General features: G+C 33.8%; 14 protein-coding genes. 2 read left to right on the forward strand and 12 right to left on the reverse strand.

Annotation, left to right across the window (positions count from 1 at the left end; all coding sequences use genetic code 11):
• The 4 genes from HMPREF2897_RS00730 to HMPREF2897_RS00745 form a co-directional block, all read right to left on the reverse strand.
• Positions 1-1032 (reverse strand): alcohol dehydrogenase catalytic domain-containing protein, encoded by a 1032-nt coding sequence (locus HMPREF2897_RS00730; RefSeq protein WP_002445745.1) that lies wholly within the window; start codon positions 1030-1032, stop codon positions 1-3.
• Positions 1025-1741 carry an IspD/TarI family cytidylyltransferase gene (locus tag HMPREF2897_RS00735; protein ID WP_002445744.1) on the reverse strand — a complete coding sequence of 239 codons (717 nt, stop codon included), beginning with the start codon at positions 1739-1741 and terminating at the stop codon, positions 1025-1027. Before HMPREF2897_RS00735 ends, HMPREF2897_RS00730 begins: the two co-directional genes overlap by 8 nt.
• Before the next feature lie 271 nt (positions 1742-2012).
• On the reverse strand, positions 2013-3089 hold the full coding sequence (locus tag HMPREF2897_RS00740; RefSeq protein WP_002458636.1) for a branched-chain amino acid aminotransferase: 1077 nt from the start codon (positions 3087-3089) through the stop codon (positions 2013-2015).
• Between the two features lie 458 nt (positions 3090-3547).
• Complete coding sequence (locus HMPREF2897_RS00745) at positions 3548-4504, reverse strand: NAD-dependent epimerase/dehydratase family protein (RefSeq protein WP_002496960.1); 957 nt, start codon at positions 4502-4504, stop codon at positions 3548-3550.
• A 260-nt stretch (positions 4505-4764) separates the two neighbouring features.
• On the opposite strand from HMPREF2897_RS00745, the gene HMPREF2897_RS00750 reads away from it, so the two are divergent.
• Positions 4765-4974 (forward strand): hypothetical protein, encoded by a 210-nt coding sequence (locus tag HMPREF2897_RS00750; RefSeq protein WP_002475516.1) that lies wholly within the window; start codon positions 4765-4767, stop codon positions 4972-4974.
• An 87-nt stretch (positions 4975-5061) separates the two neighbouring features.
• On the opposite strand, the gene HMPREF2897_RS00755 is transcribed toward HMPREF2897_RS00750, so the two are convergent.
• Together HMPREF2897_RS00755 and HMPREF2897_RS00760 are read right to left on the reverse strand one after the other, a co-directional pair.
• Positions 5062-6012, reverse strand: a complete 951-nt coding sequence (locus tag HMPREF2897_RS00755; protein WP_002475595.1) for an ornithine cyclodeaminase family protein — start codon at positions 6010-6012, stop codon at positions 5062-5064.
• A gap of 255 nt (positions 6013-6267) precedes the next feature.
• Positions 6268-6777: a GNAT family N-acetyltransferase gene (locus HMPREF2897_RS00760; protein WP_002475526.1), complete on the reverse strand. Its 510-nt coding sequence runs from the start codon at positions 6775-6777 to the stop codon at positions 6268-6270.
• Positions 6778-7309: 532 nt separating this feature from the next.
• Between HMPREF2897_RS00760 and HMPREF2897_RS00765 the strand changes: the two genes are divergently transcribed.
• Entirely contained in the window at positions 7310-8479 is a 1170-nt protein-coding gene (locus tag HMPREF2897_RS00765) for a M20 family metallopeptidase (RefSeq protein ID WP_038813062.1), read from the forward strand.
• Positions 8480-8603: 124 nt separating this feature from the next.
• On the opposite strand, the gene tuf is transcribed toward HMPREF2897_RS00765, so the two are convergent.
• The 6 genes from tuf to rpoC all read right to left on the reverse strand — a co-directional run bounded on the left by tuf (position 8604) and on the right by rpoC (position 17437).
• A complete protein-coding gene (gene tuf, locus HMPREF2897_RS00770) occupies positions 8604-9788 on the reverse strand; it encodes an elongation factor Tu (protein WP_001832289.1) in 1185 nt (394 codons plus the stop codon).
• Between the two features lie 218 nt (positions 9789-10006).
• Positions 10007-12088, reverse strand: coding sequence for an elongation factor G (fusA, locus tag HMPREF2897_RS00775; RefSeq protein WP_001832287.1), 2082 nt, complete (start codon positions 12086-12088; stop codon positions 10007-10009).
• Between the two features lie 119 nt (positions 12089-12207).
• The gene (rpsG, locus tag HMPREF2897_RS00780; protein WP_001137495.1) at positions 12208-12678 is read right to left on the reverse strand and encodes a 30S ribosomal protein S7; all 471 of its coding nucleotides are present in this window, start codon (positions 12676-12678) and stop codon (positions 12208-12210) included.
• Between the two features lie 70 nt (positions 12679-12748).
• Entirely contained in the window at positions 12749-13162 is a 414-nt protein-coding gene (gene rpsL / locus HMPREF2897_RS00785) for a 30S ribosomal protein S12 (protein WP_001833079.1), read from the reverse strand.
• Positions 13163-13252: 90 nt separating this feature from the next.
• Positions 13253-13513, reverse strand: a complete 261-nt coding sequence (locus HMPREF2897_RS00790) for a ribosomal L7Ae/L30e/S12e/Gadd45 family protein (RefSeq protein ID WP_002475490.1) — start codon at positions 13511-13513, stop codon at positions 13253-13255.
• A 327-nt stretch (positions 13514-13840) separates the two neighbouring features.
• Positions 13841-17437, reverse strand: a complete 3597-nt coding sequence (gene rpoC, locus HMPREF2897_RS00795; RefSeq protein ID WP_162484264.1) for a DNA-directed RNA polymerase subunit beta' — start codon at positions 17435-17437, stop codon at positions 13841-13843.
• Positions 17438-17485: the final 48 nt, after the last annotated feature.

The following is a 17485-nucleotide window of genomic DNA, read 5'->3' on the forward strand; positions in this document are numbered from 1 at the left end:
TTAAATATTCCACTTTAAAACTGTTTTTCCCCATGCGTTAGAAATATCATATTCGAACGCTGTAATGAGGTCTTCTATGGTATTTATTTCAAATTCTTTACCTTTAAGTAATGCTAATTGATTAAGAACTTCAGGATATTTACGATACAATTCAATAGTTTTTTCAAAATCCTTTAAACCACTTCTGCTACTACCAATTATAGTTAAACCTTTTTCTAAAACCATTCTTGTATTCACTTGTATAGACAGTTCGCTCACTCCTAATAAAGCGATACTCCCTTCAGGATTAATAATATTGATAATTTGTTCAATAGCCTGCTGACTTCCTTTACCACCCACACATTCAAATGCATGATCAATTTTGATATGTTGAGGAATATTGTCAATTTGAATGATTTCATCTACAAATGAAAAACGGCTTAATTTATATAATGTTTTTCCAAAAACTATAATTTTAGTAGTAGGATATAGTTTTTTTAGTAAAACTGCAGTGATATATCCTAAATTACCGTCCCCCCATATCCCCAATGATTCAAATTGTGGTATTGCTTTTGCTTTAAAACGATCTATTGCATGAACACTAACTGTAACTAATTCAGTATACGACGCTACACTCAAATCAATTTCTTGTGGTAAAGTGACTACTCTATCAGGTTTCATGACTATATAATCTTGCATAAAACCATCATAACCACTTGACTTAAAATGACTAGAAGTTAAATAATTTTCTGCAATGATATTATGCGATTTAGACGGTGTATTGGGAATCATAACAACTTTAGTTCCATTTTTTAGTCGATGTTCAGAGTCGTATACAATTTCACCTACACTTTCATGAATCAATGACATAGGTAATTTCTTAGATAAAATTTTGCTATCTCTATTTCCACAATAATATCTCAAATCGGCTGCACAAATTGACAAATATAAGGGTCGAACAATAACTTTGCTATTATGATTATGTAAATCAATAGTTTTAAATGTTGCTTCAAATTGTCTTGGACTTACTAATTGATATACTTGATTAATCATTATCAACAGCTCCAGTAATAATTGAATTCGCAACTTTTAAATCATATGGTGTTGTAATTTTTATGTTAAATAACTCTCCTTTGACTAATTTTACTGGCTTACCCAATTCTACGAGTATTTTACACGCGTCAGTTAATATTTCCTTTTGAGATTGAGTTAACGATAAATAGCTATCCTTTAACTCTTTTATTTTAAAAGTTTGAGGCGTCTGTCCTTGATACATCTCACTTCTAATTGGAATCTCAGAAATAAATTGTGCATCATTTGAAGAAATGATAGTATCAACAGCATTAACAACCGTATCGACAGCGCCATATTGACTAGCATATTCCACATTCTCTCTAATAATTCGATTTGTTAGAAATGGTCTAACTGCATCATGGGTAACGATGATATCTTCATCATTTAATTTTTTATGTTGCTCAATGCTTTCTATAATATTCATTATAGTGTGATTTCTGTCGTCGCCGCCTTGTATTACTTTTATTTTCTTATCGTCTAATCGATAATTGTTTAGCAAATCGTGCATATAATTGATCCACTTTTGAGGCGTGGCAATAATGATTTCATCAAAGTCCTTATACATTAAAAATTTTTCTACTGTATGAATAATAATAGGTTTTCCTTGTAATAATAAAAATTGTTTGGGTAATGGAACATTTCCCATTCTAGAACCAATACCACCTGCTAATATACCCGCATAAATCATTTTATCTCTCCTTATTCTTAGTTGTGTAAATAAAAAAAGACAGAAAAAACATATGTTAAAAAAATTTCTCTGTCTAAATTTAATTGATTTATATTCATTTTATATCAATTGTATTTTACCACACACAACAAAAATATGAAGTGATTAATTAATTAAAAAATATTTTTATATAAACGGATTTTAAAAAAGCAGATCGAAATTTAAAAAATCAATCTGCCAAATAATAAATATACTATAGATGCTATTTAATAAATAATTGAAAACTCTATTGTTAATACTTAGGAACTTCTACTCTCCATCCGTATTTATCTTCCAATTTGCCACTTTGAATACCAGTATATGTGTCATATAATTTTTGAGTGATTTTACCAGGTTCATTGTTATTAATAACAATTTCTCTATCTTCATAGCGAAGTGTACCTACAGGAGAGATAACAGCTGCTGTACCTGAACCAAATACTTCTGTAAGTTCACCTTTATCATATGCGTTAAACAGCTCTTCTATAGAAACTCTTCTCTCTTCAACTTCATAACCTAAATCTTCAGCTAATTGAATAATTGACTTTCTAGTAATACCAGGCAAGATACTACCGTTTAATGCTGGCGTAACTACTTTGCCATTTTCTACGAAGAAAATATTCATACTACCAACTTCTTCAACATATTTTTGTTCAACACCATCAAGCCATAATACTTGGTCATAACCTAATTTATTAGCGTTTGTTTGTGCAAGTAAGCTAGCTGCATAGTTACCTGCAACTTTAGCGAAACCTACACCTCCACGTACTGCACGTACATATTCATCTTCGACATAAATTTTAGTTGACTTTAATGTGTCACCACCATAATAAGCCCCTGACGGAGATAAAATAATTAGTAATTTATATTGATGTGAAGAACGTACACCCAAAATACCTTCAGTAGCAAATACAAAAGGACGAATATATAACGACTGACCTTCGCCTTCAGGTACCCAATCTCGTTCAACATCGATAAGCTGCTTTAATCCTTCTAATAATGCTGCTTCATCAACTTCTGGCATTTCTAAACGTGCTAAAGAATTATTAATACGTTTGAAATTTTGGTCTGGACGGAATAATACAACTTCGCCATTATGTTTATAAGCTTTAAGGCCTTCAAAAACTGCTTGCCCATAATGTAACCCTTGCGCTGCTGGTGAAATTTCAAATGGTGCGTACGGCACAATCTTCATATCATGCCATCCTTGATCAGCGTCATAATCAACACTTAGCATATAGTCTGTGAAATATTGTCCAAATCCCAAGTTTGCTGTATCAGGCTTTTCTTTTAAAGACTCTCTTTTTTCGAATTTTATTTTTTCTGACATGACTGTTGCCTCCTAATATAATTCCAATTAAATAGATACACTAAATTATATCAATCGTGATTCTACTATTCAATGAATTTTCTAAATATTCAAAATAGATATTCACTTTATTATGTATACAGTATAAGTAAAACACTACATTTATTAAGTTACAAGTTATGTTATTATCAACACTTATTTTTTCGGTAATTAAATTTGTGTTCTAATCGAAAATGAGCTTCTTTAAAAGTAAACTTGGAACTAAGATAGAGTTTTCTTTACCCTATATCCTATCATTCACTTTGACCATTTGAATCTAAAAAAATATCTGTATGAGGGGATATATAAATCGGACAATTTGTGCAATGTAGTTACTCGACAAACTGATTCGAACTTCTCTTGTCATTCAATATTTTGAAGTAGTATCTTTTATTAAAGTTTTAAAAGATAGCTATATACTTTAAAAAGTACGTATAGGCTCAGCATTCTTTTTGTTTTTTCTCAATTGCCTCTAACATCACTTTAGTCATAGTTGGTAAATCATATTTAGGATCAAATCCCCACTCATCCTCAGCACAGCTCGTATCTATACTATCTGGCCAACTTAATGCAATATCTTGACGCTCTAAATCAATGTCATAGTCTAAGGTAAAATCTGGATAGTATACTTGTATAGCTTGTTTTAACATTTCAGGTTCAATACTCATTGCACTTAAGTTATAGCCATTTCTTGTTTTTAATTTAACACTGTCTTCTTCCATTAATTTGATAATCGCATCAATAGCGTCTTCCATGTACATCATATCCATATAAGTGTAACGATTAATATAGCTTGTATAATGTCCTTTTTTAACTGCCTTAAAATACATATCAACTGCATAATCCGTTGTGCCACCGCCAGGTTCTTTAACATGTGAAATTAACCCAGGAAATCTAACGCTACGTGTATCCACTCCAAATTTGACATAATAATACTGACATAATAATTCCCCAGTTACTTTGTTTATACCATACATAGTCGTTGGTTGTTGTATTGTTAATTGAGGTGTATTTACTTTAGGTGTCGAAATACCAAAAGCTCCTATTGAACTTGGCGTAAAAAATTTTAATTGATACCTTCTTGCTGCTTCGAGTGTATTTATAAGTCCCCCCATATTCAAATCCCAGGCAACTAGTGGTTTCTTTTCCGCTGTAGCAGAAAGCAGTGCGGCCATATGCATAAGTGTATCGGCATCGAAATATCTCACTGTTTCAAATAAACGATTTCTATCTGTAACATCTAAGATTTCAAAAGGACCGTCTTTAACTGGAGAGTGTGGTTCTGGCTTTCTTATATCAGTAGCTAATACATTTTCAGTTCCATATCTTTCTCTACACTTAATAACTAATTCAGTACCAATTTGACCGAGTGCTCCAGTGATTATTATTTTTTTCATAAACTAATCTCCTTATATTAAAATATAAAACACAGCCTTTGTAGAATGAACAATCCTTTTACTTAAATAAAATATAATAATATGACGGTAATTTCTTTATAAAATATGTCCTTTATTTGTAAAGTCACGCGTGCGTTAGTCTGACGTTTGTCTGAGGGTACAGTGACTGACGACTAAAAAGGTGGATTTGAACTTTGTTAGTAACATACGATAAAATACATACTAAAAGAATTGAATGATAGAGAGGATTTGTATTGTAGATGAAAAGAAGCTCATACATACGTCATCAATCAAATTTAATTATATCTATGATTATTTTCGTTATTTTTATAATTGTAGATATCAATGTACTTATTTATAAACATCAAGTTGCACCTTTGCTATTATCAAGTATCAGTTTAATTATTTTTATCATGTTATTTGTAGTTGCATTGTTCAAATGTATAACTAATTATAAACATCAATCTTAGATAAAAGTAATTGCCCTATCGTCAGATAAAAAATAAATAGAGCAGTTACGAATCTACCTGCTCTATTTTCACTAACATTGATTTAACCTAAGATTGTATTAATTTTTTATAAAAATATTGTGCCACAATGATATCCACAATTGCTAGACCGACCGATTTAAAGACTGTCACTTCTTCTTCAGTTTCGCGACCCACTTTTTCACCAGAAATAATGTCGCCTAATTCACTATGTAGCATATTTTTAGTTAATATTCCTTCTGATTGAGGAATTTTTAAATCACCTGTTTCTTCTAAAGCTGCTTCCATAGATTCAACAACAATTTTATTAGCAACAAGCATTGTTTCTGAAGGTATTTCTTGCATATCTGGTTTAAAGGATCCGACTGCATTTAAATGCACGCCTGGATGTAAAGAATGGGTATAAACGGGCTGACTTGCATTTGTTGCTGTAACTACAATATCTGCACTGTCTATCGCTTCATCTGCCGATTTAAATACACTCACTTTAATATTAAATCGATTTCGTATATTTTGAGCAAAATTTTCTGCTTTTTCAAACGTTCTACTAGCGATGTGAATGTTTTCAATATCCCTAACAGCAAGTATCGCTTCAATCAGACCTTCAGCTTGTACACCTGCCCCTATTACACTAAGTGTTTTAGCGTTTTCTTTTGCTAGATATTTAGTAGCTACACCTGAAATTGCACCTGTTCTTACTTTAGTAAGAAAACCACCATCTAATATAGACAATGTTTCTCCTGTTTCATAGTCACTTAAAATAACCGATCCAGTAATAGTCGCTTTCTCTTTTTTTGAATTTTCAGGTGCAAATGAGACTGTTTTAAGTCCAACGATATTTAATTCATCGGATAATGCTGGCATCACTAAATAACGATTTTGCTCATTAAATGGCAAAACATATCTTAATGGTGTTATCGTCTTATTCTCTGAAAAAGCTTGCAAAGCTTTTTCTACTTCTAAAATGACTTCATTCATGTTTAATAATTGAGCTTGTGTTTGCTCATCTATATATTTCATTATTATGAATCCTCCTACGCGTTTAATATATTATAATAGGATTATTTAGATGATTAACTTTTTCACAAAGTGTAATATAACAAGATGTTGTTAAATCATAATTCTCTATTAAAATTCTTTTGCTATAAATAAACTTAAAAGTCTAAGCTCCCATCTCAAATAATATTGACTTTAAAAAGTTCTATTTTTCTAATCATTTTAAAAATTAAAAATCATATATTTAGCTTTATCACAATATCTTCTTAATAATCATGATTATTTTGTATTAGGTATATGATATCGATGAACAGGTTTACCATTTTTTTTAATATAGGATTCAATTTGATATCCACCACATTTCTTCATCACTGTTTGAGAAGCAAAATTAAGTGGATTACATGTCATAAGTACGACCTCTACATTTAATGTCTTAAGTTCATCTAAAGCCTTTTCTAGAAGGATAGTAGCGTAACCTTTCCCTCTATAAGATTTAGCTACACCGTATCCCACATGACCACCAATATTTGATAGTTTATCATTTAATTGATGTCTGATATCAACAGCACCTATAATAATTGAATCTTTAAAATAAAATAGTGTTGTAGTCGGTACAAAGCCCTCATCAACTTCACTAGAATTAAGCCGATCAACCATATTGTTAAATGAATTATAATTGACAATGTCTGTATTCCCTGGTATCACTTTTTCCTCATTTTCATACCACTCTTGAATATAATAATAGTATGCCTCTTTATCTTGATAGGTTATTGGTCTGATTTCTTCCACTTAAATACCCCATATCTTATATTATTGATAACTCTATTTTAATGTGACTAAGTATGAACATCAAAAATTATAACAAACTGTCTCATCATAATTTTCTTACTTTTTAATTTTTCCCACTCCTAATAAGCTATAATTACTAATTCTAATATTCCTTTAGCAAGATGTTCATATTATATTAAAATGTCTCATACCAATTAAATTCTTAGAAATACGACTAATTCACATCACTTCTTAGTATTTTAGTATTCTACATATTTTTGAATACTTTTACATAAACATTATCTTTTATTGTAACAGTTGATAACAAAAACTTTATGGATGATTTATTCTTATTAATTTTAGGTGTGGTTTTATGATTTGTGTTGTATTTTTATGAGGGCTATCCCTTTATATTTAATCATTTTAATGTTTCCAAATGTTATGAGATAGTGTGAAAAAATATTAGATATCGTATTAACAAAACAAAGTCTATTTAAGCTAAAATAATAATGATATACTAATATCAATAATTAAGATGGAAGAAGTGATACATGTGTTTGATTGGTTTCAATTAGCAAGTAATAAAGAAAAGAGAATGGTGCAATTACGACGATATTTGCATCAATACCCAGAACTTTCTTTTGAGGAAAAACGCACGCATGATTTTATTGTAAATCAATTGAGCCAATTAGCATGCACAATAGAAACACCAGTTGGACGTAATGGAATAAAAGCAACTTTTAAAGGATCTGATTCAAATGGCCCAACGATTGCATTGCGAGCAGATTTCGATGCATTACCTGTTCAAGAATTAAATGATGTACCCTATCGTTCAAAAAATAAAGGGTGCATGCATGCTTGTGGACATGATGGCCATACAGCTATTTTACTTGGAGTAGCTGAAATTGTTCACGAACATCGTCATTTATTGAAAGGTAATGTTGTTTTTATATTCCAGTATGGTGAGGAAATTATGCCAGGTGGTTCTCAAGAAATGATTGATGATGGCTGTCTACAGAACGTCGATAAAATTTATGGCACACACTTATGGAGTGGTTATCCGTCTGGGACAATCTATTCTAGGCCTGGAGCAATAATGGCTTCACCAGATGAATTTAGTGTAACTATATATGGAAAGGGTGGTCATGGTGCGAAACCACACGAAACAATCGACCCTATTGTCATTATGGCTGAGTTTATTTTAAGTGCCCAAAAAATTATTTCTCGAACAATTGATCCAGTAAAGGAAGCTGTTCTTACTTTCGGAATGATTCAAGCAGGATCAACAGATAGTGTTATTCCAGATACAGCTTTTTGTAAAGGGACTGTACGTACTTTTGACACAAAATTACAAAGTCATGTTCAAAATAAAATGGATAAGCTCTTACAAGGTTTATCTTTATCAAACGATATTACTTATGAATTGGAATACATTAAAGGTTATTTACCAGTACACAATCATCAACAATCATATGATGTAGTCAAACAAGCTGCTAATGATTTACATTTAAGATTTAATGAGTCAAACTTAATGATGATTGGTGAGGATTTTTCACATTATCTTAAAGTACGACCTGGTGCATTCTTCTTAACTGGTTGTGGTAATAAAGACAAAGGCATTACTGCACCCCATCATAATCCTCATTTTGACATTGATGAATCTTCATTAAAATATGCAGCCAGTGAATTTTTAAAAATATTAGAAATTGAAAATGTTTTTTAATAAGAGGATAACTAAGTATATTAAATCATTTAAATAAAATAGCATAATGAACAATGAATGAATTATATTCAGATATATAACAAAAAAGACTCCCTAATGGGAGTCTTTTTTGATGAATAATATATTATTCAAAGATTTCAGTTACAACGCCTGATCCAACAGTACGTCCACCTTCACGAATTGAGAAACGAGTTCCGTCTTCGATAGCGATTGGAGCGATTAATTCAACTGTCATTTCAACGTTGTCGCCAGGCATAACCATTTCTGTACCTTCTGGTAAGTTTACAACACCAGTTACGTCAGTAGTACGGAAATAGAATTGTGGGCGATAGTTAGTGAAGAATGGAGTGTGACGTCCACCTTCATCTTTAGATAATACGTATACTTCAGCTTTGAATTTTGTGTGTGGTGTAATAGAACCAGGAGCAGCTAATACTTGACCACGTTGTACGTCTTCACGTGCAACACCACGTAATAAAGCACCGATGTTGTCACCAGCTTCAGCGTAGTCTAATAACTTACGGAACATTTCTACACCAGTAACAGTTGTTTTAGAAGTTTCATGCATACCGATGATTTCAACTTCTTCACCAACTTTGATTTGACCACGTTCAACACGGCCTGTAGCAACAGTACCACGACCAGTGATTGAGAATACGTCCTCAACTGGCATCATGAATGGTTTGTCAGAATCACGTTCTGGAGTTGGAATGTAATCATCAACTGCTTGCATTAAGTCTAAGATTTTTTGTTCGTATTCAGCATCGCCTTCTAATGCTTTTAATGCAGAACCAGCGATTACAGGTACATCGTCACCTGGGAAGTCATATTCGCTTAATAAGTCACGAACTTCCATTTCAACTAATTCTAATAATTCTTCGTCGTCTACCATGTCAACTTTGTTTAAGAATACAACTAATGCTGGTACACCAACGTTACGTGATAATAAGATGTGTTCACGAGTTTGTGGCATTGGACCGTCAGCAGCAGATACAACTAAGATACCGCCGTCCATTTGAGCTGCACCAGTGATCATGTTTTTAACATAGTCAGCGTGTCCTGGGCAGTCAACGTGAGCATAGTGACGTTTGTCAGTTTGGTATTCGATATGTGCAGTATTGATTGTAATACCACGTTCTTTTTCTTCTGGAGCGTTGTCAATCATATCGTATGATTGTGCAACAGTGTCACCATTTTTAGCTAATACAGTTGCGATAGCAGCTGTTAAAGTTGTTTTACCATGGTCAACGTGACCGATAGTACCAATATTGGCATGTTCTTTTGAGCGATCAAATTTTTCTTTTGCCATTATTAAATCTCTCCTATTCTTAATAAAAGTTATTTCAAATTTATCTCTCATGATAGTTTCTCACCATCATGAGAAGAAAATTGATTGAGTATAGCATAAAAGAATTTATAATTCTTTTATAATGCATTTACCCCTAAAAATCAAATCATAAAAATGTCAGCTTATAAATAAGCTCAACCTGTATTTTAACCTAGCTTAGCTAGTCTTAACAAGTTATATTATTCACCTTTATTTTTCTTGATGATTTCTTCAGCAATTGATTTAGGAACTTCTGCATAGTGGTCAAAGTACATTGTGTAAGTACCGCGACCTTGCGTGTTAGAACGTAATGAAGTTGCATAACCAAACATTTCTGAAAGTGGTACATATGCGTTAACAACTTGAGCATTACCACGTGGTTCCATACCGTCTACACGTCCACGACGAGCAGTTACGTCACCCATGATATCACCCATATACTCTTCAGGCATTTCGATAGTAACTTTCATCATTGGTTCTAAGATAACTGGATCACATTTTTTAGCAGCTTCTTTAAGCGCTAATGAAGCAGCAATTTTGAAGGCCATTTCAGATGAATCGACATCATGATAAGAACCATCAAATAATTTAGCTTTAACATCAATTAATGGATAACCAGCTAAGACACCATTTTCCATAGCATCTTTAAGACCTTGTTCAACTGATGGAATGTATTCACGAGGAACTACACCACCAACAATAGCGTTTTCGAATTCGAAACCGCCACCTGTTTCGTTAGGAGTGAATTCAATGTGAACATCACCATATTGACCACGACCACCAGATTGACGTGAGAATTTACCTTGAACTTGTGCAGGTTGTTTAAATGTTTCACGATAAGAAACCATTGGAGCACCTACGTTACATTCAACGTTGAATTCTTTCTTCATACGGTCAACTAAAATATCTAAGTGTAATTCACCCATACCACCGATGATAACTTGTCCAGTTTCTTCATCTGTGTGTGCATGGAATGTTGGGTCTTCTTCTTGTAATTTAACTAAAGCTTGAGTCATTTTATCTTGGTCAGCTTTAGATTTTGGTTCAACTGATAAGTGGATAACTGGTTCTGGGAATTCCATTGATTCCAAGATAATGTCATTTTTCTCTCCACATAAAGTATCACCAGTACCTGTTTCTTTAAGGCCAACTGCAGCTGCAATTTCACCTGAGTAAACAGTGTCAATTTCTTGACGTGAGTTCGCATGCATTTGTAATAAACGTCCAACACGTTCACGTTTATCTTTAGAAGAGTTCTTCACATATGACCCTGAAGACAATGTTCCAGAGTATACACGGAAGAATGTTAATTTACCAACATAAGGGTCAGTCATAACTTTAAATGCTAAAGCAGCAAATTCTGCTGAATCATCTGGTTTAGCAACAACTTCTTCATCAGGGTTGTTCGCACGATGACCAATAATTGGTTTAACATCTAATGGTGAAGGTAAATAATCAATTACTGCGTTAAGCATTAATTGAACACCTTTGTTTTTGAACGCTGTACCACAAAGTACTGGGTAGAATTCTACGTCAGTAGTAGCTTGGCGGATAGCATCTTTTAATTCATCAACTGAAATCTCTTCATCCCCAAGATATTTCTCCATTAAATCGTCGTTGTTTTCAGCAACAGCTTCAATTAATTGAGCACGAGCTTCTTCAGCTCTCTCTTTATGATCTTCTGGGATTTCGATTTCATCGATTTCTGTACCTAGGTCGTTTGTATATTTAAAGCATTTCATTTCTACTAAGTCAATGATTGCTTCAAATTCATCTTCTGCACCAATAGGTAATTGGATAGGTGCTGCATTTGCTTGTAAACGATCATGTAAAGTGCTTACTGAATATTCAAAGTTCGCACCTAATTTGTCCATTTTGTTTACAAAAACAATACGAGGTACACCATAAGTTGTTGCTTGACGCCAAACTGTTTCAGTTTGAGGTTCTACCCCTGATTGTGCATCAAGTACAGTAACGGCACCATCAAGTACACGTAATGAACGTTCAACTTCAACTGTGAAGTCTACGTGTCCAGGAGTATCGATGATGTTTACACGGTGACCTTGCCATTGTGCAGTTGTAGCCGCAGATGTGATAGTAATACCACGGTCTTGCTCTTGTTCCATCCAGTCCATTTGTGAAGCACCTTCATGTGTTTCACCAATTTTATGGATACGACCTGTGTAGTAAAGAATACGTTCAGTCGTAGTTGTCTTACCAGCATCAATGTGAGCCATGATACCGATATTACGAGTATTTTTCAAAGAAAAGTCTCTTGCCATGTATTTTTTCTCCTTCCAGTATTTACTGAATAAGTACTATAGATATGGCGATGCCCTAAGCATGAGCCATTTATTGGTAAACCACGTAACGGAACACACTCAGGGTAATAGCTTTAATCTTACCAGCGGTAGTGAGCAAATGCTTTGTTCGCTTCAGCCATTTTGTGAGTGTCTTCACGTTTTTTGACTGCACCACCTGTATTATTTGCAGCATCTAAGATTTCGTTAGCTAAACGATCTTCCATAGTTTTTTCACCACGAAGACGCGCATAGTTTACTAACCAACGTAATCCAAGAGTAGTACGACGTTCTGGGCGCACCTCAACTGGTACTTGGTAGTTAGAACCACCTACACGACGAGCTTTAACTTCTAATACTGGCATAATATTATTAATTGCTTCTTCGAACACTTCTAATGCATCACGACCACTACGTTGTTCAACAAGATCAAATGCAGAATAAAGAATTCTTTGAGCTGTTCCACGTTTACCGTCTAACATAATTTTGTTAATTAATTTAGTAACTAACTTAGAGTTATGAATTGGATCTGGTAATACATCTCTTTTAGGTACTGATCCTTTACGAGGCATAATCTAAATCCTCCCTTCCTATTATAGTATATTATTAAAAGATATATTTAAAATTTACGTAATCTTAAACTTAATTTTTTGGTTTTTTAGTTCCGTATAATGAACGTCCTTGTCTACGTCCATCAACACCTGAAGTATCAAGTGCACCACGTACGATATGGTAACGCACACCAGGTAAGTCTTTCACTCGTCCACCACGAACAAGTACAACACTGTGTTCTTGTAAGTTGTGTCCGATACCAGGAATGTATGCGTTAACTTCAATGTTATTTGATAAACGCACACGTGCATATTTACGTAACGCAGAGTTAGGTTTTTTAGGTGTCATTGTACCTACACGAGTACATACACCACGTTTTTGAGGTGAGTTTAAGTTAGTAAATTGTTTCTTTTTACTATTGAAACCTCTGTTTAAAGCTGGTGAATCTGATTGTTTCGTTTTGCTTTTTCTTGGTTTACGTACTAATTGGTTAATAGTTGGCATTGAATATGTCCTCCTCTCTTCGTTTTTTAATCCCACACATCCAGGTGGTTCATTTTAAGGTTAAATAAAATTTAGTAAGTAAAACACTTACTAATTCTCACTTATTAATGCAACTATTGTCGCATTAACATTAATACCTACATATTTTCCTAACGCATGTTGGCTAGAAAAAAATGAGACTGGTATGTTTTTATGATTGATATAGCTTAACACGCGAGTTAGTAAATGAACTTCAACGTCTTGAGCAATAATCAATGATGTAACTTGATCTTTCTTTAACGCTTTAAGCGTTTCTTTAAGACCAACTACATATTGTTGTTTGTTAAAGCGTGCAACTTTTTCATTAGACATCTACATATCCTCCAAAGTTCTGCTTGCATCAACCTTTAATATATTAACATTATTTGTTACTAATAGTCAACAACTTATATTTGCATTTATAAATAAAATACAAAGCACTTCAAAATTTCATAGTAATTATTACAACATCTATAATTTATAGCAAAAAGAAGAGAGTGGGACATAAATTAAGCTAAACGCATCGTCCCACTCTTGAATGATATCTCTAGCACAAATATTTTCGTCTGAAAATCTCTGTACTAGAATTTTATGGTTCATAATTTTCGGTCTAATGTATGATTTGTGATAATGTCATAAATCAAAGTCTAATTAGACTCATTAATCTATCGTTTCAACTTCTTCACTTGTTTCTGTTACTGGTGCAGTAGCTTTATCGTATTGAATATCACTATAACGTCTCATACCAGTACCAGCAGGAATTAACTTACCAATAATAACATTCTCTTTAAGACCAAGTAAATCATCACGTTTACCTTTAATAGCTGCATCAGTAAGCACACGTGTTGTTTCTTGGAATGAAGCTGCTGATAAGAAGCTTTCAGTTTCCAGAGAAGCTTTAGTAATACCAAGTAATACTGGTTTAGCTGTAGCTGGACGTTTACGATGTTTGAATGCATCTCTGTTAGCGTCAGTAAAGTTATGAATATCAACTAGTGAACCTGGTAATAATTTAGTGTCACCAGCTTCAATGATGCGAACTTTACGTAACATTTGTCTTACCATAACTTCAACGTGTTTGTCGTCAATTTCAACACCTTGCATACGGTAAACTTTTTGTACTTCTTTTAATAAGTAACTTTCAGTTGCATTTAGGCCTGCTACAGATAAATAGTTTTTAGGTTCAATTGAACCTTCTGTTAGAACTTCACCACGTTCAACAGATTGACCTATTTCAACTTTAAGTCTTGAAGTACCTGATGCTAGATAAGATCTAGTTTCATTAGCACCTTTAACAATTATTTCTTGTTGGCGATCTTTTGCTAATTTAATATCATCAATTACACCTTCGATTTCAGTAATCACAGCTTGACCTTTTGGATTACGTGCCTCAAAGATTTCTTGGATACGAGGAAGACCTTGAGTGATGTCACTTCCTGCTACACCACCAGTGTGGAATGTACGCATTGTAAGTTGGGTACCTGGTTCACCGATAGATTGAGCGGCAATTGTACCAACTGCTTCACCCACTTCAACTTTTTCACCAGTAGCAAGGTTTTTACCATAACATTTTTCACATACACCATGACGTGTGTTACATGTAAATGCTGAGCGTATATACATTTGCTCAATACCTGCATCAGTGATTTGTTTTGCAATATCTGGTGTAATTAATTCGTCTGGGCGAATAATTACTTCGTCTGTTTCAGGATGTCGAATTGTTTCTTTAGAATAACGACCTTCGATACGTTCGATAAATGGTTCAATCATTTCAGTTCCTTCTTTTATATCAGAAACTAATAAACCACGGTCTGTACCACAATCTTCTTCACGAACGATAACATCTTGTGCTACATCAACAAGACGACGAGTAAGGTAACCAGAATCAGCTGTTTTAAGTGCTGTATCGGCAAGACCTTTACGCGCACCGTGTGTAGAAATAAAGTATTCTAATACCGTTAAACCTTCACGGAATGAAGATGTGATTGGTAATTCAATAATCTTACCAGATGGTGCTGCCATTAATCCACGCATACCAGCTAATTGAGTGAAGTTTGATGCATTACCACGGGCACCAGAATCACTCATCATAAATATTGGGTTAGTTTTTTCAAGAGACTGCATTAATTCGCCTTGAATTTGGTCTTTTGCGTCAGTCCAAATTTCTACAACAGCATTGTAACGCTCGTCTTCAGTGATTAAACCACGATTATACTGTTTAGTCACACGTTCAACTAATTTTTCATGTTCATCTAAAATGTCTTGTTTATCTGGAAGTACAACAATGTCAGAAACACCAACAGTAATACCAGCTTTAGATGAGAATTTGAATCCTAAATCTTTCATTCTATCAAGCATCATTGAAGTATCAGTAATGCTAAATCTATTGAATACTTCTGCGATGATATTTCCTAAGAACTTTTTGTTGAAAGGTTCAATAAGTTCTGTATTATCAAAGTATTCTTTTAGTCCACCTTCACCTAATTGTGTAGAATCAACAAAGTATTTATCAGGTGTCGTTCTTTCTAGATTAGCTTGACTTGGTTCATTAATGTATGCAAATGAATCAGGAATAATTTCATTGAAAATAATTTTACCTACTGAAGTAGCTAAAATTTTGCTATTTTGCTCATCAGTAAACGTTGGATTATTAAATGAATTAGCATGAACACCTATACGAGTGTGTAGATGTACATAACCATTTGCATAAGCTTTTAAAACCTCATTAGTATCGTTAAAGATTGCACCAGTATTCACGGCATCTTTTCGCTCTAATGTTAGGTAATAGTTACCTAAAACCATATCTTGTGATGGTGTTACAACTGGCTTACCATCTTTAGGGTTTAGGATGTTTTGTGCTGCAAGCATAAGCATACGTGCTTCAGCTTGAGCTTCTTTTGATAATGGAACGTGAACAGCCATTTGGTCACCATCAAAGTCTGCATTATAAGCAGTTGTAACAAGAGGGTGAAGGCGAATTGCACGACCTTCTACTAGAGTAGGTTCAAATGCCTGAATACCTAGTCTGTGTAGTGTTGGAGCACGGTTTAATAGTACTGGATGTTCAGTTATAACATCTTCAAGCACATCCCAAACTTCATCGTCCATACGTTCAATTTTACTTTTAGCATTTTTAATGTTTGTAGCAATCTCACGTTGAACTAACTCTTTCATAACGAATGGTTTAAATAATTCAAGCGCCATTTCTTTTGGTAAACCACATTGATACATTTTCAAGCTTGGTCCAACTGCGATAACTGAACGCCCTGAATAGTCAACACGTTTACCTAGTAAGTTTTGACGGAAACGTCCTTGCTTACCTTTAAGCATATGTGAAAGAGATTTCAATGGACGGTTACCTGGTCCCGTTACAGGACGACCACGACGACCATTGTCAATTAAAGCATCGACTGCTTCTTGTAACATACGTTTTTCATTTTGAACAATGATGCCTGGTGCTCCAAGGTCTAATAAACGTTTTAAACGGTTGTTACGATTGATAACACGACGATACAAGTCATTTAAATCACTTGTAGCGAAACGTCCACCGTCTAATTGAACCATCGGACGAATTTCAGGTGGTATAATAGGTAATACATCTAAAATCATCCAAGAAGGATTATTCCCAGAATTTCTAAATGACTCAACTACCTCTAAACGTTTAATCGCACGTGTTAATCTTTGACCTGTTGCAGATTCAAGCTCATCACGTAACTCTTTTAATTCTTCATCTAAATCAATTTCTTCTAATAGGTCTTTTATACCTTCTGCACCCATTTTGGCAACAAATTGATTTGGGTATTTGTCATAATATTCTCTGAATTCAGCTTCAGATAATAATGTTTTCTTTTCAAGTCCAGTTGGTCCTGGATCAACTACAACATATGAAGCGAAGTATATTACTTCTTCTAATGCTCTAGGAGACATATCTAATAATAGCCCCATACGACTTGGAATTCCTTTGAAATACCAAATGTGAGATACGGGTGCTGCTAATTCAATATGACCCATTCTTTCACGACGCACTTTTGATTTCGTTACTTCAACGCCACATCTATCACATACCATACCTTTGTAGCGTACACGTTTGTACTTACCACAACTACATTCCCAATCTTTAGTAGGTCCGAAAATTCTTTCACAGAATAGACCATCTTTTTCAGGCTTAAGTGTACGGTAATTTATTGTTTCAGGTTTCTTAACTTCACCATAAGACCAAGAGCGAATTTTTTCAGGTGAAGCCAATCCTATTTTCATATAATGGAAATTATTTACATCAATCAAGGAGCCTACCTCCTTCAATTT

This window comes from Staphylococcus sp. HMSC065D05, assembly GCF_001813195.1.
Taxonomy (GTDB): Bacteria; Bacillota; Bacilli; order Staphylococcales; family Staphylococcaceae; genus Staphylococcus; species Staphylococcus epidermidis.